Annotated in this window: 27 protein-coding genes and 1 pseudogene; 25 read left to right on the plus strand and 3 right to left on the minus strand. The window is 42.3% G+C overall.

Annotated elements, in window-relative coordinates:
• Positions 1-294 precede the first annotated feature (294 nt).
• The 17 genes and pseudogenes from H8Z79_RS00005 to H8Z79_RS00085 all read left to right on the plus strand — a co-directional run bounded on the left by H8Z79_RS00005 (position 295) and on the right by H8Z79_RS00085 (position 14,764).
• The gene (locus H8Z79_RS00005) at positions 295-714 is read left to right on the plus strand and encodes a dihydrofolate reductase family protein (protein ID WP_456298196.1); all 420 of its coding nucleotides are present in this window, start codon (positions 295-297) and stop codon (positions 712-714) included.
• A gap of 84 nt (positions 715-798) precedes the next feature.
• Complete coding sequence (locus H8Z79_RS00010) at positions 799-1,533, plus strand: replication initiation factor domain-containing protein (protein WP_263970802.1); 735 nt, start codon at positions 799-801, stop codon at positions 1,531-1,533.
• 870 nt (positions 1,534-2,403) lie between these two features.
• On the plus strand, positions 2,404-2,613 hold the full coding sequence (locus H8Z79_RS00015) for a hypothetical protein (protein WP_002303258.1): 210 nt from the start codon (positions 2,404-2,406) through the stop codon (positions 2,611-2,613).
• A 111-nt stretch (positions 2,614-2,724) separates the two neighbouring features.
• Entirely contained in the window at positions 2,725-4,338 is a 1,614-nt protein-coding gene (locus tag H8Z79_RS00020) for a recombinase family protein (RefSeq protein ID WP_044904667.1), read from the plus strand.
• Positions 4,339-4,402: 64 nt separating this feature from the next.
• A complete protein-coding gene (locus tag H8Z79_RS00025; protein WP_187002652.1) occupies positions 4,403-4,858 on the plus strand; it encodes an XRE family transcriptional regulator in 456 nt (151 codons plus the stop codon).
• Between the two features lie 1,080 nt (positions 4,859-5,938).
• Entirely contained in the window at positions 5,939-7,246 is a 1,308-nt protein-coding gene (locus H8Z79_RS00030) for a Na+/H+ antiporter NhaC family protein (RefSeq protein ID WP_015541745.1), read from the plus strand.
• A gap of 151 nt (positions 7,247-7,397) precedes the next feature.
• Complete coding sequence (locus H8Z79_RS00035; protein ID WP_015541746.1) at positions 7,398-8,039, plus strand: MerR family transcriptional regulator; 642 nt, start codon at positions 7,398-7,400, stop codon at positions 8,037-8,039.
• Entirely contained in the window at positions 8,020-8,331 is a 312-nt protein-coding gene (locus H8Z79_RS00040; protein WP_005423341.1) for a YbjQ family protein, read from the plus strand. Before H8Z79_RS00035 ends, H8Z79_RS00040 begins: the two co-directional genes overlap by 20 nt.
• 75 nt (positions 8,332-8,406) lie before the next feature.
• The gene (locus H8Z79_RS00045; RefSeq protein WP_015541747.1) at positions 8,407-9,033 is read left to right on the plus strand and encodes a DUF3786 domain-containing protein; all 627 of its coding nucleotides are present in this window, start codon (positions 8,407-8,409) and stop codon (positions 9,031-9,033) included.
• Between the two features lie 12 nt (positions 9,034-9,045).
• Positions 9,046-9,252, plus strand: coding sequence for an RpnC/YadD family protein (locus tag H8Z79_RS00050; protein WP_118039267.1), 207 nt, complete (start codon positions 9,046-9,048; stop codon positions 9,250-9,252).
• Positions 9,253-9,402: 150 nt separating this feature from the next.
• Positions 9,403-10,740, plus strand: a complete 1,338-nt coding sequence (locus tag H8Z79_RS00055; protein WP_118039268.1) for an MATE family efflux transporter — start codon at positions 9,403-9,405, stop codon at positions 10,738-10,740.
• 4 nt (positions 10,741-10,744) lie between these two features.
• Complete coding sequence (locus H8Z79_RS00060) at positions 10,745-11,830, plus strand: endonuclease/exonuclease/phosphatase family protein (RefSeq protein ID WP_118039269.1); 1,086 nt, start codon at positions 10,745-10,747, stop codon at positions 11,828-11,830.
• A 127-nt stretch (positions 11,831-11,957) separates the two neighbouring features.
• Positions 11,958-12,062 (plus strand): annotated as a pseudogene (locus tag H8Z79_RS00065) (glycerate kinase); the annotation flags it as partial.
• Between the two features lie 81 nt (positions 12,063-12,143).
• The gene (gene udp / locus H8Z79_RS00070) at positions 12,144-12,935 is read left to right on the plus strand and encodes a uridine phosphorylase (RefSeq protein ID WP_118039270.1); all 792 of its coding nucleotides are present in this window, start codon (positions 12,144-12,146) and stop codon (positions 12,933-12,935) included.
• 41 nt (positions 12,936-12,976) lie between these two features.
• Complete coding sequence (locus tag H8Z79_RS00075) at positions 12,977-13,396, plus strand: cytidine deaminase (protein WP_118039271.1); 420 nt, start codon at positions 12,977-12,979, stop codon at positions 13,394-13,396.
• Between the two features lie 28 nt (positions 13,397-13,424).
• Positions 13,425-14,204 carry a protein-ADP-ribose hydrolase gene (locus H8Z79_RS00080; RefSeq protein WP_118039272.1) on the plus strand — a complete coding sequence of 260 codons (780 nt, stop codon included), beginning with the start codon at positions 13,425-13,427 and terminating at the stop codon, positions 14,202-14,204.
• Positions 14,205-14,275: 71 nt separating this feature from the next.
• Positions 14,276-14,764 carry an ureidoglycolate lyase gene (locus H8Z79_RS00085; protein ID WP_118039273.1) on the plus strand — a complete coding sequence of 163 codons (489 nt, stop codon included), beginning with the start codon at positions 14,276-14,278 and terminating at the stop codon, positions 14,762-14,764.
• Positions 14,765-14,800: 36 nt separating this feature from the next.
• On the opposite strand, the gene H8Z79_RS00090 is transcribed toward H8Z79_RS00085, so the two are convergent.
• The gene (locus tag H8Z79_RS00090) at positions 14,801-16,201 is read right to left on the minus strand and encodes a sodium-dependent transporter (RefSeq protein WP_015541754.1); all 1,401 of its coding nucleotides are present in this window, start codon (positions 16,199-16,201) and stop codon (positions 14,801-14,803) included.
• A gap of 236 nt (positions 16,202-16,437) precedes the next feature.
• Here H8Z79_RS00090 and H8Z79_RS00095 point away from each other — a divergent pair, with 236 nt between their 5' ends.
• The 8 genes from H8Z79_RS00095 to H8Z79_RS00130 all read left to right on the plus strand — a co-directional run bounded on the left by H8Z79_RS00095 (position 16,438) and on the right by H8Z79_RS00130 (position 23,751).
• Positions 16,438-17,142 (plus strand): HAD family hydrolase, encoded by a 705-nt coding sequence (locus H8Z79_RS00095; RefSeq protein ID WP_118039274.1) that lies wholly within the window; start codon positions 16,438-16,440, stop codon positions 17,140-17,142.
• 85 nt (positions 17,143-17,227) lie between these two features.
• Positions 17,228-17,686, plus strand: a complete 459-nt coding sequence (locus H8Z79_RS00100) for a ferritin-like domain-containing protein (protein ID WP_118039275.1) — start codon at positions 17,228-17,230, stop codon at positions 17,684-17,686.
• Positions 17,687-17,909: 223 nt separating this feature from the next.
• Complete coding sequence (locus H8Z79_RS00105) at positions 17,910-18,773, plus strand: substrate-binding domain-containing protein (RefSeq protein WP_117943743.1); 864 nt, start codon at positions 17,910-17,912, stop codon at positions 18,771-18,773.
• A gap of 129 nt (positions 18,774-18,902) precedes the next feature.
• Positions 18,903-19,760 carry a phosphate ABC transporter permease subunit PstC gene (gene pstC / locus H8Z79_RS00110; protein WP_072523394.1) on the plus strand — a complete coding sequence of 286 codons (858 nt, stop codon included), beginning with the start codon at positions 18,903-18,905 and terminating at the stop codon, positions 19,758-19,760.
• Between the two features lie 31 nt (positions 19,761-19,791).
• Positions 19,792-20,655 (plus strand): phosphate ABC transporter permease PstA, encoded by an 864-nt coding sequence (gene pstA, locus H8Z79_RS00115; RefSeq protein WP_118039427.1) that lies wholly within the window; start codon positions 19,792-19,794, stop codon positions 20,653-20,655.
• Positions 20,656-20,661: 6 nt separating this feature from the next.
• Positions 20,662-21,420, plus strand: a complete 759-nt coding sequence (gene pstB, locus H8Z79_RS00120; protein WP_015541760.1) for a phosphate ABC transporter ATP-binding protein PstB — start codon at positions 20,662-20,664, stop codon at positions 21,418-21,420.
• A gap of 2 nt (positions 21,421-21,422) precedes the next feature.
• Complete coding sequence (gene phoU, locus H8Z79_RS00125; protein ID WP_118039276.1) at positions 21,423-22,076, plus strand: phosphate signaling complex protein PhoU; 654 nt, start codon at positions 21,423-21,425, stop codon at positions 22,074-22,076.
• Between the two features lie 4 nt (positions 22,077-22,080).
• Entirely contained in the window at positions 22,081-23,751 is a 1,671-nt protein-coding gene (locus tag H8Z79_RS00130) for a sensor histidine kinase (RefSeq protein WP_118039277.1), read from the plus strand.
• 52 nt (positions 23,752-23,803) lie between these two features.
• Here the strand turns inward: H8Z79_RS00130 and H8Z79_RS00135 are convergent, their stop codons facing one another.
• Together H8Z79_RS00135 and H8Z79_RS00140 are read right to left on the minus strand one after the other, a co-directional pair.
• Positions 23,804-23,992, minus strand: a complete 189-nt coding sequence (locus tag H8Z79_RS00135; protein ID WP_015541762.1) for a hypothetical protein — start codon at positions 23,990-23,992, stop codon at positions 23,804-23,806.
• 111 nt (positions 23,993-24,103) lie between these two features.
• The gene (locus H8Z79_RS00140) at positions 24,104-24,964 is read right to left on the minus strand and encodes a class I SAM-dependent methyltransferase (RefSeq protein ID WP_118039278.1); all 861 of its coding nucleotides are present in this window, start codon (positions 24,962-24,964) and stop codon (positions 24,104-24,106) included.
• Between the last annotated feature and the right edge of the window lie 300 nt (positions 24,965-25,264).

Consider the following 25,264-nt stretch of genomic DNA (forward strand, 5'->3'; position numbering starts at 1 on the left):
GATTTTTCTTGCCCTTGTATTTGCCCTTATCAGAGTGCATAAACACTGATGGGACGATATAACACAAGGGAAATAATAAGGGAAAGCTCACCTGCGACAAATCCAGTGTTTTCAAGGGGTTGCGAAGAATTTAATAATAAAATATAACAGTTATTAAATTTCTTAAAACAGGTGAAATCTCAATCGTAAGTTGGTGGAGGATGCTATAATGAATTTTACAATCAGACCATATAGACAAGGTGAAGAAAAGTATGTTGCAGATCTTCACAAAGCACTCTATTCAACTGAATACTCATGGGAACCGAGCTTACCAAAGATATAGATACTGTCTTAATGGGGTGGAATACTTCTCATCAGGTTGTTACTGAACTTTCTCCGCAAGAATGGGTATATAATAAATTTACAACTTATGTATTAACACATAAAGAGTGCAATTCTTCCCAACAAATTCATTTTACAAGTGAAAATCCTGTTTTATTATTGGAACGGCTAAAACAAGAAGCAGGAAAGGATATTTGGATTTGTGGCGGAGCAAATCTTGTTCAGCAGTTGGTAAGCAAAAATATGATTGATAAATATTACATTTCTGTTATTCCTACTCTGTTAGGAAATGGGGTTCGTCTTTTGGGCAACATAGACAGGGAAATAAAGTTAAGGCTTTGTAAAACACAGACTTATAACGGAATAACCGATTTGATTTATATGCGTAGATAACTAGAGAGAAACAGAAAAGCTGTTAAACCGACGGAGCGATCCGACCACGTTGGCGGGAAAATCCTTAAGATTTTTCCGCCATGCTTGCAAGGGGGCGGTTCGCTTCGGCGGTTCGGCGAGCTTGCGAGCCGTTCAAAGCCCCCGTTATCTAACAGGGGGGTAGCAATCAATGATATGGGCGGATTGCTGGATATAGAAATTCTAAGGGAACGCTATTATGCCAACAAGGTATGGAAACGTTCAAGAACCCATGAAGCAGTAGACAGCGGAAAATTATCGGGTACAAATGGAGATACTGCAAAAACTTTTTATATTGGTTCAAAGAGTAGTTCTATTTACTTTTGCTTGTATGAAAAAGAAAAGGAACAAAAAAGCAAGGGCATAAAAACAGACATTAAGAACCGCTTTGAAATTCGTTTGAAAAATGGAAAAGCAGAACAAACGATAGAACAACTTGTTTTTTCAAGAAATCCCGAACAGACCATAGCAAATCTTATCCTCACACAAATAGATTTTCCCGATTATATTTTATGGGATATATTTTTAGATAATGTAACGACTTCACTTCCATTTATTATGACACCTGTTGCTGTCAATATGGATAAAACAAAACGCTGGTTAGAAAGACAGGTCATGCCCTCTTTATTGATGATAAAAGAGATTGAAAAGAAAACAGGAGCAAAGTATCTGGAAGAAATCGACAGGCATACAAGACTAACAGAAAAGCAGGAATTAAAAATCAAACAAATGACAACAGATATAGCAGATATGATTGAGAAAGATACCGCTGTTCCACAAAGGAATGACGGTATTTTTTAATTTCTTCAAAAAATCTGCAACAAAACGGCTACTTGTGTACAGATATGGTGCGAGGAAAGGAAATCTAACTTTTTAAATAAGGTCATAAAATCTTCCTTTGGTGTACAGATACGGAATGTAAGAAGAAATTGAAATTTTTTTGAAAAACCTGCAACAAAATAAGACTTCTATTCCTTATATGGTGCGAGGAAAGAAAATCGAAACTTTTTTTGAAAACAGGTCATCAAATCGGTGGTTGCTGTCCTTATATGGTGTGAAAGAAGAAACTATTTTCATTTTTAACTTAACAATCCGTAGTTTCCGTTCCCTATATGGAGCAAAGAAAATCTTTCATTCCATTTTTGGCAGGAACGGTAGTGTATGGGGAGTTAGGGCGTGGAAAGAAAAACAATCTTTTTTCATCATCAACTTAGCAAACCGATACTTGCTATCCCTATATGGTGCATGAAAAGAAGTTAAAATTTTTCTATTTCAACTTAGCAAATGGACGTTTGCTGTACAGATAGTAGTGAAAAAGGGAAAAAGTTTTGAATTTTAGTTACATTTCTCCTCTTTTCCAACGCGGTATATAGGAAAGATGATTTTCTTCTTTCAATCGTTCTTTGACAACTGAATAAAGCAATTCAATACGTTTGACAGACAGCGAGCCGTTGAAACAGATACGCCATGACCTTTCCCCTGCAAAAGCGAGCGATAACCTATCTGTGTTCTTGTAAAAGACTTGTCCTCTTTTATCGCTATGACCTGTGCTGTCAGATAATGATACTCCCGTACAGCCACAGCTTGAGCGTTCAGAGCGTCGCACGCAATGGGTACGGCTACATAAGAACTATGCAGAGGTGGAACTCCTGTGGGCTATGACAAAAGCCGTTGAATTGCTTAGAAAGATTTTACAGAAAGGGGGTATGTGTTATTGATAATGCTGTAAAAACAATTCAAAAGAAAAATGGCAAGTGTGGCATTGGCAACAGAGGAAAGACAAAGATTGTTGTAAAAGAGCATTTTTCCGAAAAGGGAAAGACAATGGAAGAACTTCTAACGGATGTCATGTTGGAAAAAGCAAAGCAGACAATCGCATAAAATCGGTGCAGTTGTAAGAAATAGATTGAATGACAAAAAGTACCCGTGTTATACTTTACTTGCAAGCAGGTATTGTAAACACGGGTTAGTTATAAAGGAGGATAACTGACAATGAAACAACAGATTTACAATACTGCACTTTATCTTAGGTTAAGCCGAGATGATGAATTACAGGGCGAAAGTTCCAGCATTACCACACAAAGAAGTATGTTGCGTCTATATGCAAAAGAACATCATTTGAATGTGATTGATGAATATATTGATGACGGCTGGTCGGGAACAAATTTTGAAAGACCGAGCTTTCAAAGAATGATTGAGGATATAGAGGCAGGAAAAATCAACTGTGTTGTAACAAAAGACTTATCACGACTTGGCAGAAATTATATTATGACAGGGCAATATACTGAATTGTATTTTCCCAGCCATAATGTCCGTTACATAGCGATTGACGACGGTGTAGACAGCGAAAAAGGCGAAAGTGAGATTGCACCATTTAAGAACATCATCAATGAATGGGTAGCAAGAGATACGAGCCGTAAAGTGAAATCAGCGTTTAAGACAAAATTTGCAGAGGGTGCGTATTATGGGGCTTATGCTCCGTTAGGATATAAGAAACACCCCGACATCAAAGGGAAACTGTTGATTGATGATGAAACAAAATGGATTATTGAAAAAATCTTTTCCCTAGCTTATCAAGGTTACGGAAGTGCAAAAATCACAAAAATACTGCGAGAAGAAAAAGTCCCGACAGCGTCTTGGCTGAATTTTACAAGGTATGGTACTTTTGCTCATATCTTTGAGGGAAAGCCCGAAAGCAAGCGTTATGAGTGGACGATTGCTCATGTAAAGGCGATATTGAAAAGTGAAGTCTATATCGGGAACAGCGTTCATAATCGACAGTCAACCATTTCTTTCAAAAGCAAGAAGAAAGTACGAAAACCCGAAAGCGAATGGTTTCGAGTAGAAAACACGCATGAACCGATTATTGACAAGGAAGTGTTCTATCGTGTACAGGAGCAGATAAAATCAAGGCGTAGACAGACAAAGGAAAAGGCAACGCCGATATTTGCAGGGCTTGTCAAGTGTGCGGATTGTGGTTGGTCTATGAGGTTTGCGACAAATAAGGCAAATAAAACACCGTATAGTTATTATGCTTGCAGTTACTACGGGCAGTTTGGTAAAGGTAATTGTTCTATGCACTACATTCGTTATGACGTGCTGTATCAAGCTGTATTGGAACGATTGCAGTATTGGGCTAAGGCAGTACAGCAGGACGAAGAAAAGGTATTGCATAAGATACAGAAAGTCGGCAATGCAGAGCGAATACGGGAAAAGAAGAAAAAGGCAAGTGCCTTGAGGAAAGCCGAGAACCGACAAAATGAGATTGACCGTTTATTTGCGAAAATGTATGAAGATAGAGCCTGTGAGAAGATAACGGAACGAAACTTCATCATGCTGTCGGGGAAATATCAAAAAGAGCAGATAGAACTGGAACAGCAGATAACCAACCTAAGAGAAGAATTAAGTAAAATGGAACAGGATATGATAGGTGCTGAAAAGTGGATTGAGTTAATCAAGGAGTATTCCGTACCAAAGGAACTGACAGCACCATTATTAAATGCAATGATAGAAAAAATCCTTATTCATGAGGCAACAACGAATGAGGAGAACGAAAGAATACAGGAAATAGAGATATACTACCGATTTATTGGAAAAGTAGATTGATAAAGAGGGTTCATATCTTTAACTAAGGGAAAGCGGAAACAATATGCCGGATATCAGTATTCTTGTGGATATTGCAGATTATTATGATATCAGCATTCCTGAGATTATCAGTGGAGAAAGGAAAAGCGAGATGATGAACGAAGAAGAAAGAAAAATTGCTAAAACAATGTCAGATTATGCAACTACAGAGAAAGAGAAGATTTTTAAGGAAATGAAGCTCCAAAGTGTCATGGGAGTTTGTGCATTGGTTCTATACTGGATTCTGCATGAAACAGGTGCATATATGTATAATGATGTGTTAGGAAAGCTTGCCGGCTATTGTGAGACCTTGGTATCTGTGTCAGTCATAATGATGGCAGCATTTACGACAGGATCTTTAAGCAAGGTGCGGAGCAAGAGTAGGAAAGTTTTTGTGTTCGAAAATTTCCCAAAACCTATGCAATTAGTTGTAACTGCAGTTGTTGCTTTTGGTGGAGCTGCTGTGATCAAGCTGGTACTGGTGTATTTTTTCGGCTTATAAGTATTTTCAAATTCGTATTACATACTATGGAAAAAGAACTTTTTGACATTTTCACAGATGCGTGATAATATGATTATAGAAAAAGAGTGCTACCGATAGACGGTTAGTCCGTTTTACTATTAAGATATCAAAGATAACCGCTTAGTTTGCAGACCGGGCGGTTATTTTTGTGGTTTATGATTATCTTTGCCTAGTGTATATCCGATACTAAAGCAGGTTAAGCCGAAGCTAACCACAGCTATAAAATCAACAATACTCATGGCTTAGCCCTCCTTTCCAGTGGATTCCCTTTCGGGTTTCTATGTAATCAGAGGGGTGCTGAGTGCCGGTGGCACTCGTTTAGCACCGACCGTAACGGAGTGTAGACCACAGTCCCTCTGTTGAAGGACTAACCGCCTACCGTTATGGTAGCACTCATATTCTGATTATAACAGCCTGAAACTGTCGGCGCAATATGAAGTTGACAGATGAGAGTAGGGCAACTGTAAAAAAGAATTTTTTCGACCAGAGTTTCCGGTGCCAAAACGGTGCCAAGAAATCAGGCAAATAAAAATAGAGCATGTAAATCAGCCATTTTTCACTGTATTTTGGATAGAAAAACATAAAAAATGCAGGGTAAAACGGGATTAAAGTATCGTGAAGGTGGACGTACTGTAGGATCAGGACGTGTTGCTACAGTTATTGAGTAAGAATAACTAATTATATATAGAGTACCGCAAGGTACATTGTGTCCAAACGTAAGATACCCCGGAACCGTAAGGTTTCCAGGTTTTTTCTGTTGTGTGGAAATATATTTAGACCGGTATTACAGATATTTGAATATGTCGTACAAACGGAACGAGAATTTATTAACCAACAGCAGGTGGCAAATTTACTCGGAATCAATCACACGATATTTTATAGGATATATAGTTGCTGTGAACGGTGACACTTAAATTATTTTGGGTAAGGGTTCTGGGATTGTAATTGACAGGAGTGGTGAAATAACCTATTATAATTACAGAGATAAAGATTTCTATGTGGGAAGCTTAGACTTCCCATATTTTTTTACTTTACTAAATGGAGGAGGGAATTTTGATAATGAAGAAAGAAAAAGGCAATGCCATTGCACTTCTGCCGATCGGGGTATTTCTTGTATTGTATCTGGGGCTGGGTATCTTATTTGAATATGTAATGAAAATTCCGATGGGATTTTATAATGTGCCGATTGTTGTTGCGTTTCTTGCGGCAATTCTGGTCGCATGCCTGCAGAATCGAAAAGTAGATTTTGATAAAAAACTGGAGCTTATGGCACGTGGTGTCGGGGACAAAAATATCATCACAATGCTTCTGATTTTTCTTGCAGCAGGCTCTTTTGTCGGCGTAGTAGGAAGAAGCAGCGCGGAAAGTGTGGCATACTGCATGCTGACACTGATTCCGGCAAGATTTTCCGTGGCGGTATTATTTGTCGTGGCCTGTTTCGTTTCTGTGGCAATGGGCACTTCAGTTGGAACGATTACACTTCTGGTACCGATTGCGACAGCAGTGTCAAAAGCGTCTGGTTTTGATCTTGCATTTTGTGTGGCATCGGTTATGGGCGGAGCAATGTTTGGAGACAATCTTTCATTTATTTCCGACACGACGATTGCGGCATGCAACGGACAGGGTTGTGAAATGAAAGATAAATTCCGGGAAAATTTCTGGATCGCATTTCCGGCGGCGGTCGTAACACTGGCCGTGATTCTTATTCTTTCTTTTCAGACAGAAATAAAAGGACATGTCACGCAGTCCTATCATTTGCTTCAGGTGCTTCCGTATGTGCTGGTGCTGATCGGTGGAATTATCGGCATCAACGTATTTGTGGTTCTTTTGACCGGAATTGTGTCAGGAGCTGTTATCATGCTTGCCGGAGGACATATCACCCCGGTGGAACTTCTGACAAACATGGGTTCTGGTGTATCTGGAATGTTTGAGACATGCATGGTAGCGATTCTTGTTGCGGCGATGTGTGCCCTGATTCGTGAATATGGTGGATTTGATGCGCTGCTTGGATGGATTCACAAGATTTTTCGAGGCAAAAAAGGCGGGCAGCTTGGCATGGGACTTCTGGTTGGTGCGATGGATATTGCGACGGCAAACAACACAGTTGCAATTGTGATGGCAAATCCGATCGCAAAAGAGATGGCACAGGAGTATGGCATTACACCACGAAAGACAGCGTCAATTCTCGACACATTTTCCTGTATCTTTCAGGGAATCATTCCATATGGTGCACAGATGCTCGTGGCAATTTCGGCAGTTAATGAGCTGGGCAGTGAAATTTCTGCTTTTCAGATTATGCCGAAGCTTTTTTATCCGATGCTCCTTTTGCTGGCATCCATTGTCACAATATTAAAGAGTGACAAATAGCAGTGGTTCAGAGAAAGCGGCATATTTATATACAAAAATAAAGAAATTTGAAAAAACACTTGACCTTCCACCTTATGGAAGCTGTATAAAACAGATACAGACAGCGACGTGAATGGTTTCCGGGGCTGTCAGAAAAGTAAGAGGTAGCAGTATGAAAATCAAACAGGTGGAAGAGCTGGTTGGAATCACAAGAAAAAATATCCGTTTTTATGAAGAGCAGGGATTACTCAATGTAGCACGTGCAGAAAACGGGTACAGGGAATATCATCAGGCAGATGTCGATCGGCTTATGGAAATCAAACTGTTCCGCAAGATGGATATTTCCATAGAAGAAATGAAAGCTCTCTTCGAAAAAAAGAAAAGCCTGCAGATTTGCCTCGAACAGCATCTGAAAGAACTGGAACACCGTAAGGAGGGTCTTTCGAAAATGCAGGATATCTGCGAACGCCTGATTCTGGAACACCGGTCACTGGATTCTCTCAATGCGGAGGACTGTCTGGAAGAAATTGAGCAGATGGAGAAAGAAGGTGCAAAGTTTATGGATATAAACAAAATGGATGTCCATAAGAAAAAAAGAAACGGGGCGATCATAGGTGCGGCAGTTATGATATTGCTTATGCTGATTACGATCGTAATCGTATTCTGGGCAAACACACAGGATCCGATCCCACTGGGAATGCTTCTGCTTATAGCAGGGATTCCGGCAGTGATCATTGTGGGAACACTCGTAGCACTTGCAGGAAGAATGAAAGAGATCGAAGGAGGAGAAGAGGATGAAGCTTCTAAGTATTGAGTATATTCCGGGTGTGGATTTTGAGCCACTTGGAATTGTAAAAGGAACAGTTGTGCAGACAAAAAATGTCGGCAGAGATTTTATGGCAGGTATGAAAACTCTGGTCGGCGGGGAAATCGTCGGTTATACGGAGATGCTGAACGAGGCAAGACAGATTGCCACAAAGCGTATGGTCGACGAGGCCAAAGAGATGGATGCTGATGCAGTGATCGGTGTAAAGTACGGATCTTCACAGGTCATGTCCGGTGCCGCAGAGGTGATTGCTTACGGAACAGCGGTGAAGTATAAATAAACGTTAAAAACTCACATCACAATAAAACGTGGTGTGAGTTTTTGGCAGCTGACGGAAATTTATGGGGAAAGAAATATGCAAAGAGAATCTAATTATGAGATTATGAAACACCGAATGCGAGATGTTTTTGCACAGAAAGATCTTGTATTGGCAGCGGAAAAATGGAATCTTGTCATAAATGCAAAAAATATTTATGTCCGTTTTATAGCAAGAGACTATGCTATTAATGTAGAAAATGGGATTATCCTGCGAGCCGATGATGGTACCGAAGCCGATTATAATGAAGCAATGACATTGTATGACATTTTATCTCGAGAACCGGCACTTGCATTTAAAAAATATGTCTCTATTGATTCATTAAGTAGCCTGAAAAGCACATTTGGAAGAAATAATATTTTTGACAGCATAAAAGGTACATTTGATCATCAGGAACCAGAACTTGCACGTGCATGTGAAAAACTTGGCGGTGTGCCCTTTGGTAAATCAGATGTAGGCTACAAATTGCCGGTTTTTCAGGAGTTAAGTGTAATATTACAATTCTGGAGCAGCGATGATGAATTTGAGCCAGAACTGAAACTTCTGTGTGATCAGAATATTATGTCTTTTATGAAATATGAAACAATGATGTTCATGTTAAGCCATCTTATAAACAGATTATGTGAGGAAATGCAAAAAGATGGATATTCCCATAGAAAAAGATAAAGCTTCTAAGTATTGAGTATATTCGAGTATGACAAAGAGGAAGAAGAACGGAAGCTTCGAAAGGCAGAATATGAGGCCGGAATAAAAGAAGGAGAATTGCAGAAAGCAAAGGAAACGGCGGTAATGATGAATAAAATGAAGTTTCCGGTAGAGAAGATTGCCCAGGCGCTACAGGTAGATGAAGATGTAATTGTGGAATGGATAAAGACTAATAAATGATATGTTTTGTGTGCTGGTCAGGAGTCAAATCTGACCAGCTTTGTTGCCGTAAAGAAATTATATAATTAGCAGAATTATAATGAAAATGGAACATGAACCATGTATAATAGGAGTACTGGATGGATGAATAAAAACGGATGAGGGAAGAGAATGGAAGGAAACTTAACAAAAGGTCCTATTCTGAAGACACTGACGAAGCTGGCGATTCCGATCATGGCTTCTTCGTTTCTCGGGACCTTATATAATATTACAGACATGGCATGGATTGGACTTCTTGGGTCGAAGGCAGTTGCCGGAGTAGGTGTCGGCGGTATGTTTACCTGGTTTTCGCAGGGACTGGCAGCTATGGCAAGAATGGGTGGGCAGGTGCAGGTAGCACAGTGCATCGGACGCGGTGAACGTGACAGAGCACATAGATTTGCTCAGGCAGCAGTACAGCTTGCGACACTTATGGGAATGGCATACGCGGTTATTTCGCTTTTGTTTACACGGCAGATGGTCGGATTTTTTCAGTTGACGGATCCGGAGGCACAGACCGCAGCGTTAGCTTACACAAAGATTGCGTGTGGTCTGATCGTATTTTCGTTTCTGACGCTGACAATGACAGGGTTGTATACGGCACAGGGTGATTCGAAGACACCGTTTCTGGCAAATCTGATCGGACTTGTCACAAACATGATACTTGATCCTGTGCTGATCCTCGGACCGGGACCGTTTCCGAAGCTTGGAGTGGTCGGCGCCGCAATCGCAACAGTAACAGCTCAGGCAATCGTTATGACGATTATGATCCTTGGTGTGTTCATACAAAAGAAAGAGAATGTATTAAAAGGCATCAGTCTGACGGCGAAAATTCCAAAAGAATATCTCAGTGGTATCTGCAGGATTGGCATTCCGACTGCAATTCAGGGTATGGCTTACTGTGCGATTTCCATGGTACTGACGCGAATGGTATCTGCCTACGGTGCCGAAGCCGTTGCCACGCAGAGAGTCGGCGGACAGATCGAATCTATTTCATGGAATACGGCGGATGGTTTTGCGGCAGCGCTGAATGCCTTTATTGCACAGAATTATGGCGCCGGAAAGATGGATCGTGTCCGTAAAGGATATCGCGCGTCTCTGTGGACGGTAGGTATCTGGGGACTGCTGATCAGCTTTGTATTTATCTGTTTTCCTCAGGCAATTGCAGATATCTTTTTTCATGAACCGAAAGCAGTCGCAACGGCTGTCGGCTATCTGGTGATTATTGGTTTCAGCGAGGCTTTTATGTGCGTGGAACTGACGACCGTCGGGGCCTTGTCCGGACTAGGCAGGACGAGACTTTGCAGTATCATTAGTATTACCTTTACCAGCGCAAGAATTCCACTTGCAATCATACTGGGTGGTCTGATCGGACTCAGCGGAATCTGGTGGGCACTTTCCGTGACATCAATCGTAAAAGGAATCATATTTACATGTACATTTCTGTGGATAACGAGGAAACGAGGATAAAACCATGAAAACAGCGAAAAAATTTTTTAAGATCATTGGTATCATCATTAGCATTCTTGTAATTGTACTTCTTGCATATCTTATTTATCTTTATGCGAGCTATCATCGAATCGAAGACAATCTGCCGCTTGAGGTGGAGTCCCGCGTGGAGCAGGCAGATGCGAAACTTACAACAGGCAAAGAGTATTCTGCGCTTACATACAACATTGGTTTTGGAGCATACACGCCGGACTTCAGCTTCTTTATGGATGGCGGGAAATCTTCCTGGGCAAAGAGTAAAGACAGCGTTCTAGAGACAGTTCAGGGAGCCGGAGATCTGGTTACATCTTATGATCCGGATTTTGCACTGATCGAGGAAGTGGATCTGGATTCTACAAGAAGCTATCACGTGAATGAATATTCTATTCTGAAAGACTGTATGCCAGATTATGACTGCGTATTTGCACAGAATTACGATTCTGCGTTTCTGTTTTATCCTTTTACACAGCCGCATGGCAGCAGTAAATCCGGGCTTGCTCTGTTTTCCAGATATCCGGTGACGGATTCTCTGCGAAGGAGTTTCCCGGTATCCACTTCTTTCAGCAAGTTTTTTGATCTGGACCGCTGCTACAGCATCTCTCGCGTTCCGGTTGACAACGGAAAAGAACTGGTGATTTTTGAACTTCATATGTCTGCGTATGGAAACAGTGACGAGATCCGGGAAGGCCAGATCCGGATGCTTACGGCAGATATGAAGAAAGAATACGATGCAGGTAATTATGTGCTTTGTGGAGGTGATTTTAACCATGATCTGAAGGCGGCTGAGGACGATTCCGCAGAGAGAGAATCATGGGCATATCCGTTTCCGAGAGCAGAACTTCCGGATCATTTTTCTTTCTGTATTGACCAGCTGAGTGATGAAGAGCGTGCTTCCCTGTGGGACAGTGCACGTAATGCAGATATGGAATATATTCCGGGCGAGACATATACGGTCACCCTGGATGGTTTTATTGTTTCTGACAACATTGAATGTACGAAATATGAAAATATCAATACCGGTTATTCTTATTCAGACCATGATCCGGTATATGTACAGTTTAAATTACAGTAAAGACAATAAAAAGAACGGAAGTATTGGGAAATTGAGGTACGCCTCAAAATACTTCCGTTCTTTTTTATTTGACAATAATTTTATCCACGGAATAATAATATGCCATATTGCTGTTTGAGCGGGGTATACAACCTCCTATGGAACAGGTGAAATGATTCTGGATGCTTTAAATAAAGGCTTCCATGATATTTCTATAACAATCGGTGGTTCTGCGACAAATGATGGAGGAATGGTTGAAAAAGCTTTCAATGGCATTTATACTTAATATAGATTAAATGATTGTTCTTATCAACCGGAAAAGGAGGAAGCGAACATGAAAAATTACTCAGAAGATGCAAGCAAACAGTATCATATTCAGGTGGGAAAGGGAGAGGTCGGCCGTTACGTGATCTTGCCGGGAGACCCGAAACGCTGCAAAAAGATCGCGGAGTATTTTGATGATCCGGTTTTTGTAGCAGACAACAGAGAATATGTAACTTATACAGGAACACTGGATGGTGTAAAGGTAAGTGTGACTTCTACAGGTATCGGCGGTCCGTCAGCTTCAATTGCAATGGAAGAACTTTATCGTTGTGGTGCGGATACTTTTGTCCGCATAGGAACATGTGGCGGAATGCAGCCGGAAGTAAAGAGCGGCGATGTGATTGTTGCGACAGGCTCTATTCGTATGGAAGGTACCAGCAAAGAGTATGCTCCGATTGAATTTCCGGCAGTGGCAAATCTGGAAGTGATCAATGCGCTTGTGGAAGGTGCAAAGAGAGAACACTGTGAATTTCATACAGGAGTAGTACAGTCTAAAGATTCATTTTATGGTCAGCATGAACCAGAGGTAAAACCTGTCAGCTATGAACTGATAAATAAATGGGAAGCCTGGAAACGTCTAGGCTGTCTTGCTTCTGAGATGGAATCTGCGGCACTGTTTGTTGTGGCAAATTACTTAAGAGTACGTGCGGGAGCCTGCTTCCTTGTGATTGCCAATCAGGAAAGAGAAAAATCAGGGCTGGAAAATCCGGTAGTGCATGACACGGACAAAGCAATTAAAGTTGCAGTAGAGGCAATTCGTGAACTGATCCGTGCAGATAAAGAACAGGAAAAAAGAAAATAAAACCGGACGATTCAGAGAGACTCAGAAAGGCAGGCAGAATCATGGACAAAAAACAGATTGAAGAAATGATTGATCTGGCAATTAAGCAACTGGATTATTCTTATGTACCGTATTCACATTTCCATGTGGGAGCGGCACTTCTGACAAAGAATGGAAGGTATTATACAGGGTGCAATATTGAAAATGCAGCTTATACTCCAACAAACTGCGCGGAAAGAACCGCTTTTTTTAAGGCAGTCAGCGAAGGGGTGAAAGAGTTTGATGCTATCTGTATTGTTGGCGGCAAGGAGGGGGTTCTTACAGAGTATGCGGCCCCGTGTGGTGTGTGCAGACAGGTAATGATGGAGTTTTGTGATCCGGAAACATTTAAGATCATTCTGGCTGTCAGCAAAGATAAATATGATGTCTTTACCTTAAAAGAACTTCTTCCGCTTGGGTTCGGACCGGCTAATCTGGCATAGACTGTAATAGAATAAAAGAGGTGATAGCATGAACCAGAGTGAGAGAAGAAGATATCTGATCCAGAAGTTATTAAACGAGCAAAAAGAATACAGCAATTATTCGATTCCGGAAGATTCACAGGGGCAGAAGGATCTCCTTCGTGGACTTCTTAATGTACGTGCACCGAAGGTGCTCAGCAGAGAATTTCTGAAGATTCAGGATGAGTATTTGAAAGAGGAGACAGAGAAAAAAGGCATCACAGAGCTTGCTGATCTCACTCCGGTCGAGCAGGGAATCTATCTCTGGCAGGGTGATATTACTACGCTTCGCTGTGACGCGATCGTCAATGCGGCGAACAGTGGAATGACCGGATGTTATGCACCGAATCACAAGTGTATCGACAACTGCATCCACACCTTTGCAGGTGCGCAGCTTCGCTATGAATGCGCACAGATGATGAAAGCACAGGGGCATGAGGAACCGACAGGGCAGGCGAAGATCACTGCCGCATATAATCTGCCGTGTCGTTATATCCTGCATACGGTAGGACCGATCATTTATGGCAGAGTGACGGAGAAAGATTGTGAACTGCTTGCCGAAAGTTATCGTTCCTGCCTCGAACTTGCAGCGCAGAATCATCTCGAAAGCGTAGCATTCTGCTGCATTTCCACAGGTGAATTTCATTTCCCGAAGGAACGCGCAGCCGAGATTGCTGTTCGGACAGTGAGAGAATTTTTACAAAAAGAAACCAGCGTAAAAAAAGTAATTTTCAATGTATTTAAAGATTATGACAGGGAAATATACGAACATACACTGGCAAAAAAATAAAGGAATGTGTTATACTAAATGCATTGAAATATCAATGGGGATTTTTTACAGAACAAGAGGAGGTTTTTCCAATGAGAGAAGTAAAAGCAGTCAAGATCAACGCAGCAGATTTTGCACCATACGGCACATTCTGCAATATGACAGAACCGGAGGGATATCCGCTGTCAGGAGAAATCCATAAGTTTTATCCGGACCGCATTTCCGGAACCTGTGTAGGCAGCATGGCATTTTCTCCGATCGCAGTCCGTAAGGACGACAGAATTGTCAAAATGGCAGAATATCATACAACGACATGGGAAGGCATTGTGGCACTGGATGATGATATGATCATTCATGTTGCACCGGCATCCGGCGGTACACCTGTTCCGGAACTGACGAAAGCATTTATCGTGCCGAAAGGATACATGGTAAAAATCAATGCGGCAATCTGGCATCTCTGTCCACTTCCGCTTAACAATGATGAACTTCATGCGATGATCATTCTTCCGGAATGTACATACGCAAATGACTGCACAGTTGTTGAATTTGAAGAAAAAGACTGGTTCAAAATTACAGTCTGAAAAAATCCTCCGGGTTTATTGCCCGGGGGACTTTTTTCAGAAAACCAGATCTGTGAATCCGGTGGATACAAGAAACAGGATCAGCATTACGACCGGCACGACATAGCGGATCATGAAACGGTACAGACCGGCACGTTTGAAATGCTCGCCATTTCGTTCTACCTCTCCGACGATCCAGTCAGGTCCGATTACCCAGCCGATCAGAATACTGGTCAGCAGAGAAATAAACGGCATCAGGAAGCTGTTGCTGATGTAGTCCATGACATCAAGAAGCTGTCCGACGGAACCATTTGGAAGGCTAAGTTCGAAGTACAGTTTGTTGTATCCGAGACAGATCAGAATTGCGGTGATCAGCGAATAAATACCGACAGCACCGCACATTTTTTTGCGCGGTTTATGGTAAAGTTCCATACAGTTAGCAACCAGAGTTTCCATGACGGAAACGCAGGATGTCAGCGCCGCAAAGCCCATCATCAGGAAGAACGCGACTGCGACAGGACGGCCGAGGAATCCCATGGCATTGAAGACTTTGGGCAGTGAGATAAAGATCAGGCTTGGTCCGGAAGCCATGCCGTCTGTGCCGAGAAATACGAATACAGCCGGAATGATCATCATTCCTGCAAGAAAAGCAACGCCCGTATCAAAAATTTCAATCTGGTTGGTCGCCTTGTTCAGATTGACTTCATTTTTTACATAGGATCCGTAAGTGATCATGATACCCATGGAAACACTCAGAGAAAAGAATAACTGGCTCATGGCATCCAGAAGAATTTCAAGAAAGCGCTTCACGGTAAGACCGCTGAAATCAGGCGTTACATAAAAAGCAAGTCCCTGCAGACCTGTACGGACACTTCCGTCTGTATCGGTGTGTGTCAGCGTCAGTGAAAAGATTGCGATGATCAGGATAAGTAAAATCAGGCCAGGCATAATGATCTTTGAAAACTGCTCGATTCCTTTTTCTACGCCACGATATACGACCCATGCGGTCAGTGCAAGAAAAATAAGCATAAATACGATCGGTGCGATGTCTGAGGTGATAAAAGATGTAAAATACCCGTCAGCTGCGGCATCTTTTCCATCGGAGATAATATAGGTAAGAAAATATTTTGTGATCCAGCCACCGATGACAGAGTAATATGTCATGATCAATGCCGGCACAAGAAATGTCAGTTTACCGAGAAACTTCCATTTCGGCTTGAGTGCTTCAAACGCCCGGAGTGCATTTTTCTTGGTTTTTCGCCCAATCGCAATATCTGTTGTGAGCAGAACGAATCCGAAGGTAAGCACCAGTACCAGATAAACCAGTAGGAACAGACCACCGCCGTCTTTCGCACAGAGATATGGGAAGCGCCATATATTTCCCACACCTACGGCGCTTCCGGCCGCGGCAAGAACGAAACCGATCGAGCCGGAAAAACTACTTCCTTTTTCTTTCATTATTAATTCCCCCTGCAAATTGAATTAAGGGCCAGGAAAACCTGACCCGTTAAGTCTATTTTAGCAGAAAAGAACAGAAGTGCAACCGGTAAAAATTATGCCTGAAGTACAGTTTCGTGTTTGTGAAGCAGAACTGTACAGGCGATGCTTCCGGTTGTCTTCTGGATCATAAAGGTATCTTACTGCATTTAAACTGAAAAATGATGAGGGGTTACAAAAAACAAAGGAGAATTTACATGGATCATAAGATAAAGGTCCTCTTTCTGGATATAGACAATACACTTCTGGATTTTGATGCAGGTGCTGCATGGGCGATGAATCTGTGCTTTGAAAAAGCAGGACTTAAGTACCGTCCGGAAATGTTTGCGGTATTTAAAGAAGAAAATAATAAAATCTGGCGTCGGATCGAACTCGGGAAACTGACGATGGACGACCTCTTTTATGTGCGCTGGCAGACGGTGCTCCGACATCTCGGACTTACCGCAGACGGTGTGGAGATGGAGAAAGAATTCCGCAGGCTTCTTCATTTAAGTGCAGTCCCGGAAGAGGGGGCAAAAGATATTCTCAAGTATTTATATAAGAAGAAATATTGCCTTTGTGCTGCAAGCAACGGTCCTTATGATCAGCAGATCAACCGTCTGAAAAGTGCGGATATGTTGAAATATTTTACACACTGTTTTGTTTCTGAGACAGTTGGGGCGGATAAACCCAGCCGGCAGTTTTTTGACGGCTGCATGAAAGAATTTACGGATGTTCTGCCATCGGAATGCATGATGATCGGTGATTCCCTGACCGCAGATATTGAAGGCGGACAGGCTTACGGGATGTCCACATGCTGGTTTGTGCACTCTGGGGATAAAAGTGCCATTCGGCAAAATAATGGTGGAAAAGTAGCTGATTATATCATCTATGAGCTTGCGGGACTGAAAAATATCTTATAAAAAGATTTCCGAAATCATGCATAAAATCCGTTTTCTTCCAGATACTATCACCGTATTGCAAATAAAAAGAGAGGAAGCGGATACGATGATATTAAAAGAAAAAGAACGCACAACGATTCAGGACTTACAGACACAGGAAAAAAGCTGTATTGAAAAATACGGAAGATATGCGCAACAGGCAAAAGATCCGGAACTGAAAAATCTTTTTCAGACTTTGCAGCAGAAAGAAAGAGAACATTACGAATCTCTGGATCGTGTACTTCGCGGAGAAGTTCCGCAGTGTAACTGTAACGACAGTGACGGCAGGGACTATCAGCCGAAAGCTGCTTATACTGCAATGAGTTCTCTGGAGGACAAACAGCAGGATGCTTTTCTGGCAACTGACTGTATTGCGACAGAAAAGCTTGTTTCCGGAGAATATAATTCAGAAGTGTTTGCTTTTGGCGACAGTGGTGTGCGCAAGCTGCTTGCAGACATTCAGGTAGAAGAGCAGAACCACGCAGAGATGCTTTACAAGTACAAAACCGTAAACGGTATGGTATAAAATACAACAACAGAATATAATAACAAAAAGCATATAAATGCTCCCGGACGGCAATTAACAAGGCTGTCTGAGGAGCTTTTTTGCGTTATGCTGTCAAAATATAAATTCATTTTTACAAACATTTTACAGTGTTATGATTATGCATTTTACTTTTCGCCCTTATACTTGCACTTGTCAATGAGGAAAACAATTGAATATAGCAAAATAAAGAGGAGATTTTATCATGAAGAAAAAATTTTTAGCAATCGTTACAGCAGCACTTATCGGAACAACCGCATTTGCAGCAACTGCAAGCGCAGCAAGCGGAACTATTGATGTAATTTCCCGTGAAGACGGATCCGGAACAAGAGGAGCATTCATCGAACTGTTCGGAATCGAAGAAAAACAGGGTGATGAAAAAGTTGATATGACAACAGAAGATGCAAGTATCACAAACAGCACTTCCGTTATGATGACAACAGTTGCAGGCGATGAGAATGCAATCGGTTACATTTCCCTTGGTTCTCTGAATGATACAGTAAAAGCAGTAAAGATTGACGGTGCAGAAGCATCCGCAGAAAACGTGGCAAATGATACATACAAAGTATCCCGTCCATTCAACATCATAACAACTGACAAACTCAGTGATGCAGCAAAAGATTTCGAAAACTACATTCTGAGCTCCGACGGACAGCAGATCGTGGAAGACAACGGATACATCAAAGTAGCAGATGATGCAAAAGCATATGAGCAGAGTGATGCAGAAGGTAAAGTCGTAGTTGCAGGTTCTTCTTCTGTAACACCGGTTATGGAAAAACTGAAAGAAGCATATGAAAAAGCAAACGGTGGCAAGATCACAGTAGAAGTACAGCAGAGCGATTCCACAACAGGTATCACATCCGCAGCAGAAGGTATCTGTGACATCGGTATGGCATCCCGTGAACTGAAAGACGAAGAAACAACTGAAAATCTTACAGCAACTGAAATTGCAAGAGACGGCATCGCAGTTGTAGTAAACAATGACAATGATATTGATGAGCTGACCAGTGATCAGGTAAAAGCAATCTTCACAGGTGAGACAACAGACTGGGAAGATCTGGCTAAATAAGTAAGACCGATACAAAACGACAGAAGATGAAGCCCGGGTCACCGGGCTTCGTGTATGTCCTGCATTACATATCAGGGACGTGCCGGCGGTGCGCATCCGATGATAATTATGAGAGAGGAAGAGTCCTGTATGAATAGATTTAAAGAACAGGCCATGAAAATTGTATTTATGGTGGCTGCCTGTGCTTCAGTCCTGGCAGTATTTCTGATTTGTTTGTTCCTGTTTGCCAATGGAATTCCGGCGATTGCCAAGATCGGACCGCTGAAATTCTTACTCGGAACAGTCTGGAAACCATCCAATGACAAATTTGGAATTTTCCCGATGATCATTGCCAGTATTTATGTAACAGGCGGCGCAATTCTGGTGGGTGTACCGATTGCCTTACTTACATCTGTATTTATGGCACGCTACTGTCCGCAGAAAATTTATCGTCCGCTGAAATCCGGAATTGAACTGATGGCAGGAGTTCCTTCCATAGTTTATGGTTTCTTTGGTCTTGTACTGATGGTACCGCTTATTCGAAACACATTCGGAGGAACCGGTACAAGCTGGCTGGCAGCATCCCTTCTTTTGGGAATCATGATTCTTCCGACAATTATCGGACCGACTGAATCCGCTCTTCGAAGTGTACCGGAAAGCTATTATGAAGGTTCACTTGCACTGGGGGCAACAAAAGAAAGAAGTATTTTTGTGGTTATGCTTCCGGCAGCAAAATCCGGTATTCTGGCAGCTGTAGTTCTCGGAATCGGTCGTGCGATCGGTGAGACAATGGCGGTGATCATGGTAGCCGGAAATCAGGCAAGAATGCCCGCAGGTTTACTCAAAGGTCTTCGTACAATGACAGCAAATATCGTAACTGAAATGGGTTATGCAACCGGACTTCACAGAGAAGCACTGATTGCAACAGGAGTTGTACTTTTTGTATTTATCCTGATCATCAACCTGAGTCTTTCTTTACTGAACAGGAGGTCAGAGAATGCAAACTAATACAGCAGTAGTTGAACCGACGGTGGAACATATGAAAAAAAGAAATCAGACATCAACAGCAGACCGCATTCGTTCGTATCTGCGTCATCCTGGCTCAGGAGTACTTGCACTCCTTACGATCGGGGCGGCAATAGTTACCTTTGCAGTACTTCTTTTTCTGGTAGCATATATCCTTGTAAAAGGTATTCCGTATCTGACACCGGATCTTTTCAGCCTGGAATATACATCCGACAATGTATCTCTTATGCCATCACTGATCAATACCTTTATCATGACAGCTTTATCGCTGGTGATTGCTGCACCGCTCGGAATTTTCGCAGCAATTTATCTTGTAGAATATGCAAAAAAAGGCAATAAACTGGTACAGGTTATTCGTATTACGGCAGAGACACTCTCAGGTATTCCGTCTATCGTATATGGTCTGTTTGGTATGCTGTTTTTCGTAACAGCACTTCACTGGGGAATGTCACTTCTGGCCGGTGCGTGTACACTGGTTATCATGGTTCTTCCATTGATTATGAGAACCGCAGAAGAAGCATTGAAAGCAGTTCCGGATTCTTACAGAGAGGCAAGCTTCGGTCTGGGAGCAGGCAAGCTTCGTACGATTTTTACGATCGTGCTGCCGTCTGCAGTACCTGGAATCCTTGCAGGAATCATCCTTGCAATCGGACGTATCATCGGTGAAACAGCAGCTCTTCTTTACACTTCAGGAACGGTTGCACAGGTACCGAATCTGATGGGGTCCGGCCGTACACTGGCACTTCATATGTATGTACTTTCCAGTGAAGGCTTTCACATGAATCAGGCATCTGCAACTGCGGTTGTGATCCTGTTATTTGTATTACTGATTAACAGTTTGTCCGGTATGGTGGCAAAACGTATCGCGAAAGGATAACGAAACATGAGTGATAATATTAAACTTTCTATTGAAGATATGAACCTTTTTTACGGGAATTTTCATGCATTACATGATATCAATATGCATATTCCGGAAAAAGAAATAACTGCTTTTATCGGACCGAGTGGATGTGGAAAATCAACTCTTCTGAAGTCTCTGAACCGAATGAATGACCTTGTTGAGGGATGTAAGATTACCGGAAAAGTAGAACTTGACGGAGAAGATATTTATAGTGACATGGATGTAAATATTCTCCGAAAAAGAGTCGGAATGGTATTCCAGAAACCGAATCCGTTCCCGATGAGTATTTATGATAATGTAGCTTACGGTCCGAGAACACATGGCATCAGATCCAAGGCCAAACTGGATGAAATCGTAGAAAAATCTCTTCGCGATGCAGCAATCTGGGACGAAGTAAAAGACAGATTAAAGAAAAGTGCGCTGGGTATGTCCGGTGGACAGCAGCAGAGACTTTGCATTGCAAGAGCACTGGCAGTTGAGCCGGAAGTGCTTCTGATGGATGAGCCGACATCTGCACTTGACCCGATCTCTACATCAAAGATCGAAGAGCTTGCAATGGAACTAAAAGGAAAATATACGATCGTGATCGTTACGCATAATATGCAGCAGGCGACCAGAATTTCTGATAAAACAGCATTCTTCCTTCTGGGAGAAGTTGTAGAATTCAGCGATACAGATACTCTGTTTTCCATGCCGAAAGACAAGAGAACAGAGGACTATATTACAGGGAGGTTTGGTTGATTATGGCAACGCATTTCGAACGGCAGCTTGAAGCACTTCATGTGCAGATTATCACGATGGGAAGCTTTTGCGAAAAAGCAATTTCTCTTTCTAATAAAGCAATCCGGGGTGAGGATTGTATTAAAGCAATCTTTGAGACAGACAGAGAAATTGATACAAAAGAACGTGAGATTGAGAATCTCTGTATGCGGATCCTGCTCCACCAGCAGCCGGTAGCAAGAGATTTACGAGAGGTTTCCGCAGCACTGAAAATGATCTCAGATATGGAACGAATCGGAGATCAGGCAGCAGATATTGCAGACCTTTCAAAGTATATTGATGAGAAACACGTTGAAATTCCTCCATTGATTGGAAAGATGGCAGAAATGACGGTCAACATGGTTACAGAAAGTGTCGATGCCTTTGTAAAACGTGATCTGAAACTCTGCCGAAAAGTAATCAATGATGATGATCAGGTTGATGATGCATTTAATCAGATCAAAGAGGAACTGGCAGAGCTGATGTACCAGAATCTGGATGCAAAAGCAGGACTGGATCTTTTGATGACTGCAAAATATATGGAACGAATCGGAGATCATGCGGTGAATATTGCTGAGTGGGTCGAGTATGCGATTACAGGCGAACACAGAAACAATGAGCACCAAATGGGAGGCTGATAACGTGACAAAGAAAATTTTTAAATCAAATATACTGGTGGCAGTGGTTGTGCTGATATTTGGGATTGCATGTGTGATGGCAATCCTTTATCAGCATTTCGGCAAACAGATCAATACAGAACTGGGAAAAGAAGCATCATATCTGGCATATGGAGTAGAACAGAACGGTGTGGATTATCTGAATCAGATTAAAGAAAAAGATGACCGTATTACGTATATCGCAGAGGACGGAACGGTTCTTTATGATAATCAGGCAGATGCTTCTTCTATGGAAAATAACAGTGACCGTAAAGAAATTCAGGAAGCGTTGAAATCAGGAAGCGGACGTGCAGAACGTGATTCAAAAACACTGTCACAGAAGACGATATACTATGCACTGCGCCTTTCAGACAATACAGTGCTCCGTGTTTCCAGTACGCAGTTTTCGGTATGGGTGCTTCTTATGGAGATGGTGCCGCCGATGATCGGTATTGCAGTCGTGATGCTGATACTGGCTGGTCTTGTGTCTATGCATATGGCAAATAAAATTGTGGAGCCGATCAATAATGTAGATCTTGAGCATCCGGAGGAAAATCAGATTTATGAAGAAGTAGGCCCTCTTTTAAGTAAGATATATAAGCAGAACAGACAGATCAGAAGTCAGCTGGAAGCTGCAAGACGAAATCAGGAAGAGTTTACGATCATTACAGAAAACATGCAGGAAGGTCTCCTTGTGATCGACAGTTATACAATGATCCTGTCGGGAAATTCCAGTGCATGGAAAATGTTTCAGATGCAGAAACCAAGGATTGGGGAATGCGTTTATTCGCTGAATCGTGGTGAAGAATTCCGTCTTATGATCGAACAGGTTCTGCGTGGAGAGCATGGAAGTGTGCGCCTGCATCTGGGCGGTGAAGTTATTCAGATGATCGCGAACCCTGTTACCAGAGAACAACGGGTGGAAGGTGCGGTTCTTCTGTTGATCAATGAGACAGAAAAGGTAGAACGTGAACAGCTTCGCAGAGAATTTTCAGCAAATGTTTCGCATGAGCTGATGACGCCTTTGACTGCAGTATCCGGTTTTGCAGAGATCATCCGAAATGGTATGGTCAGACAGGAAGATGTACAGAAATTTGCAGGCAGAATATATGATGAAGCCCAGCGTCTGATCGCGTTGATTGAAGATACGATCCGGGTGTCTCAGCTTGATGAGGGAGAAACTCCGTATGACTGGGAAGAGCTGGATGTTTGTCAGGTTGTCAGAGATGTGTGTGGGAGACTGAAAGAGATTGCTGATAAGAAAAACGTTCATTTTTATATTGACGGGGATAAAACGATGCTGTACAGCGTGCGTCCGATTCTGGATGAAATTATTTATAATCTCTGCGATAATGGAATCAAATATAATAAAGAGGACGGTACAGTAAGTATTCATCTGCGTGATCTGGGCGAACAGGTAGAGATTCGAGTCAAAGATAACGGTATAGGAATCCCGCCAGAAGATCAGAAGCGCGTATTTGAAAGATTCTATCGCGTGGACAAGAGCCACTCCAAAGAAATCGGAGGTACCGGTCTCGGTCTTTCTATTGTAAAACATGGTGTAGGTTTCCTGGGAGGAACTCTGGATCTGGCCAGTGAAATAGACAAGGGAAGCGAGATTACCATGACCTTCCCGAAAGAACGGAAAACAGTTTAAGAACACAAAAAAGATACTGACACAATTAAAAAAGCGGTCAGTATCTTTTTTGTTAGTAGCAATATGCGCCTTCATAGCTGTTGCAGGATTCTTTCTTACGGGAAAGATTTTCACAGGAGCTGCAGCGGTTGCAGAATTCCTGTTCATAACAGGTGGCGCAGACACAATTCCCACAGTTGCTGCGGTCATAGGCCGGAGTACAGGTGTAGGGAAGAGTATCGTTTGGGTGTTCTTCCGTCATTATTTTCACCTCTCCTGATATGTTCTTGATAACTGTATTATATCTCTGTGTATCAGCAGATTCAAGAAAATAATGATAAAAATTGTTAATTTTCAGAAGAATTAAAATATTCTATTTTGCTTCCCATCTTCCGGATGCACCGCATGGCAGCACCAGTCCGTTGGATGTTACAGGAAGTCCGATTTCCTGAGAATCAACATGTCCGTCAAAATCCTTAAGCTCTGTTGCGAGCATATAGGTCAGCACAGCCGGAGCAAGTCCTGTCGTATAGGAGTTGATCAGGAAAAACAGCGGATTCGGGCTTAAAAGCTGCACACACAGTTTAATGAGAGGATGGATGGCTTCTTCGATCTTCCAGATCTCGCCCTTTGGTCCACGTCCATAGGATGGTGGGTCCATGATGATCGCGTCGTAGTGATTTCCACGACGGATCTCACGCTCTACAAACTTTACACAGTCATCCACCAGCCAGCGGATCGGTGCTTCGGTGAGTCCGGATGCAGCCGCATTTTCTTTTGCCCAGTTGACCATACCCTTGGAGGCATCAACATGTGTAACATGTGCGCCGGCGGCGGCAGCAGCCAGAGTCGCACCGCCTGTATAGGCAAAAAGATTCAGAACTTTGATCGGGCGTCCTGCTTTACGGATCTTATCTCCGAACCAGTCCCAGTTGACTGCCTGCTCTGGGAAAAGTCCGGTATGTTTGAAACTGAATGGTTTCAGATGGAAGGTCAGATCTTTGTAATGAAGATCCCACTGCTGTGGCAGATCAAAAAATTCCCATTCTCCACCGCCTTTTTTGCTTCTGTGATAGTGGGCGTTCATATTTTTCCAGCCACGGCTTACCTTCGGGGTATCCCAGATAACCTGTGGGTCCGGGCGCACCAGCGTGTATTTTCCCCAGCGTTCCAGCTTTTCGCCGCAGGAAGTGTCAATTACTTCGTATTCTTTCCAGTCATTTGCAATCCACATATATATGATAACCTTTCTTATAGTCTTATTTATATAGTAAAATATCTCTATCTCATCAGTATAGGTGAATCGTGACGATTCCGCAAGTAAAACTATGTAGTTTCGGGTATACGGACGATACATTTTGCGGAAATTCGTTCAAATTCGCACTTTATCACTTTGATTTGAGAAAACTTTTATAAATAGAGAGGCGGCGGGGCTTGACAAGCAGTACTTTACAATACTAAAATATACGGGATAATAATTTAAGATCAAAAAGCTATTTAAGATGAAAGAATTTTTGCCGGGACAGGATTCTGG

The sequence above is a fragment of the Blautia intestinalis genome (assembly GCF_014297355.1).
GTDB classification, from domain to species: Bacteria; Bacillota; Clostridia; order Lachnospirales; family Lachnospiraceae; genus Blautia_A; species Blautia_A intestinalis.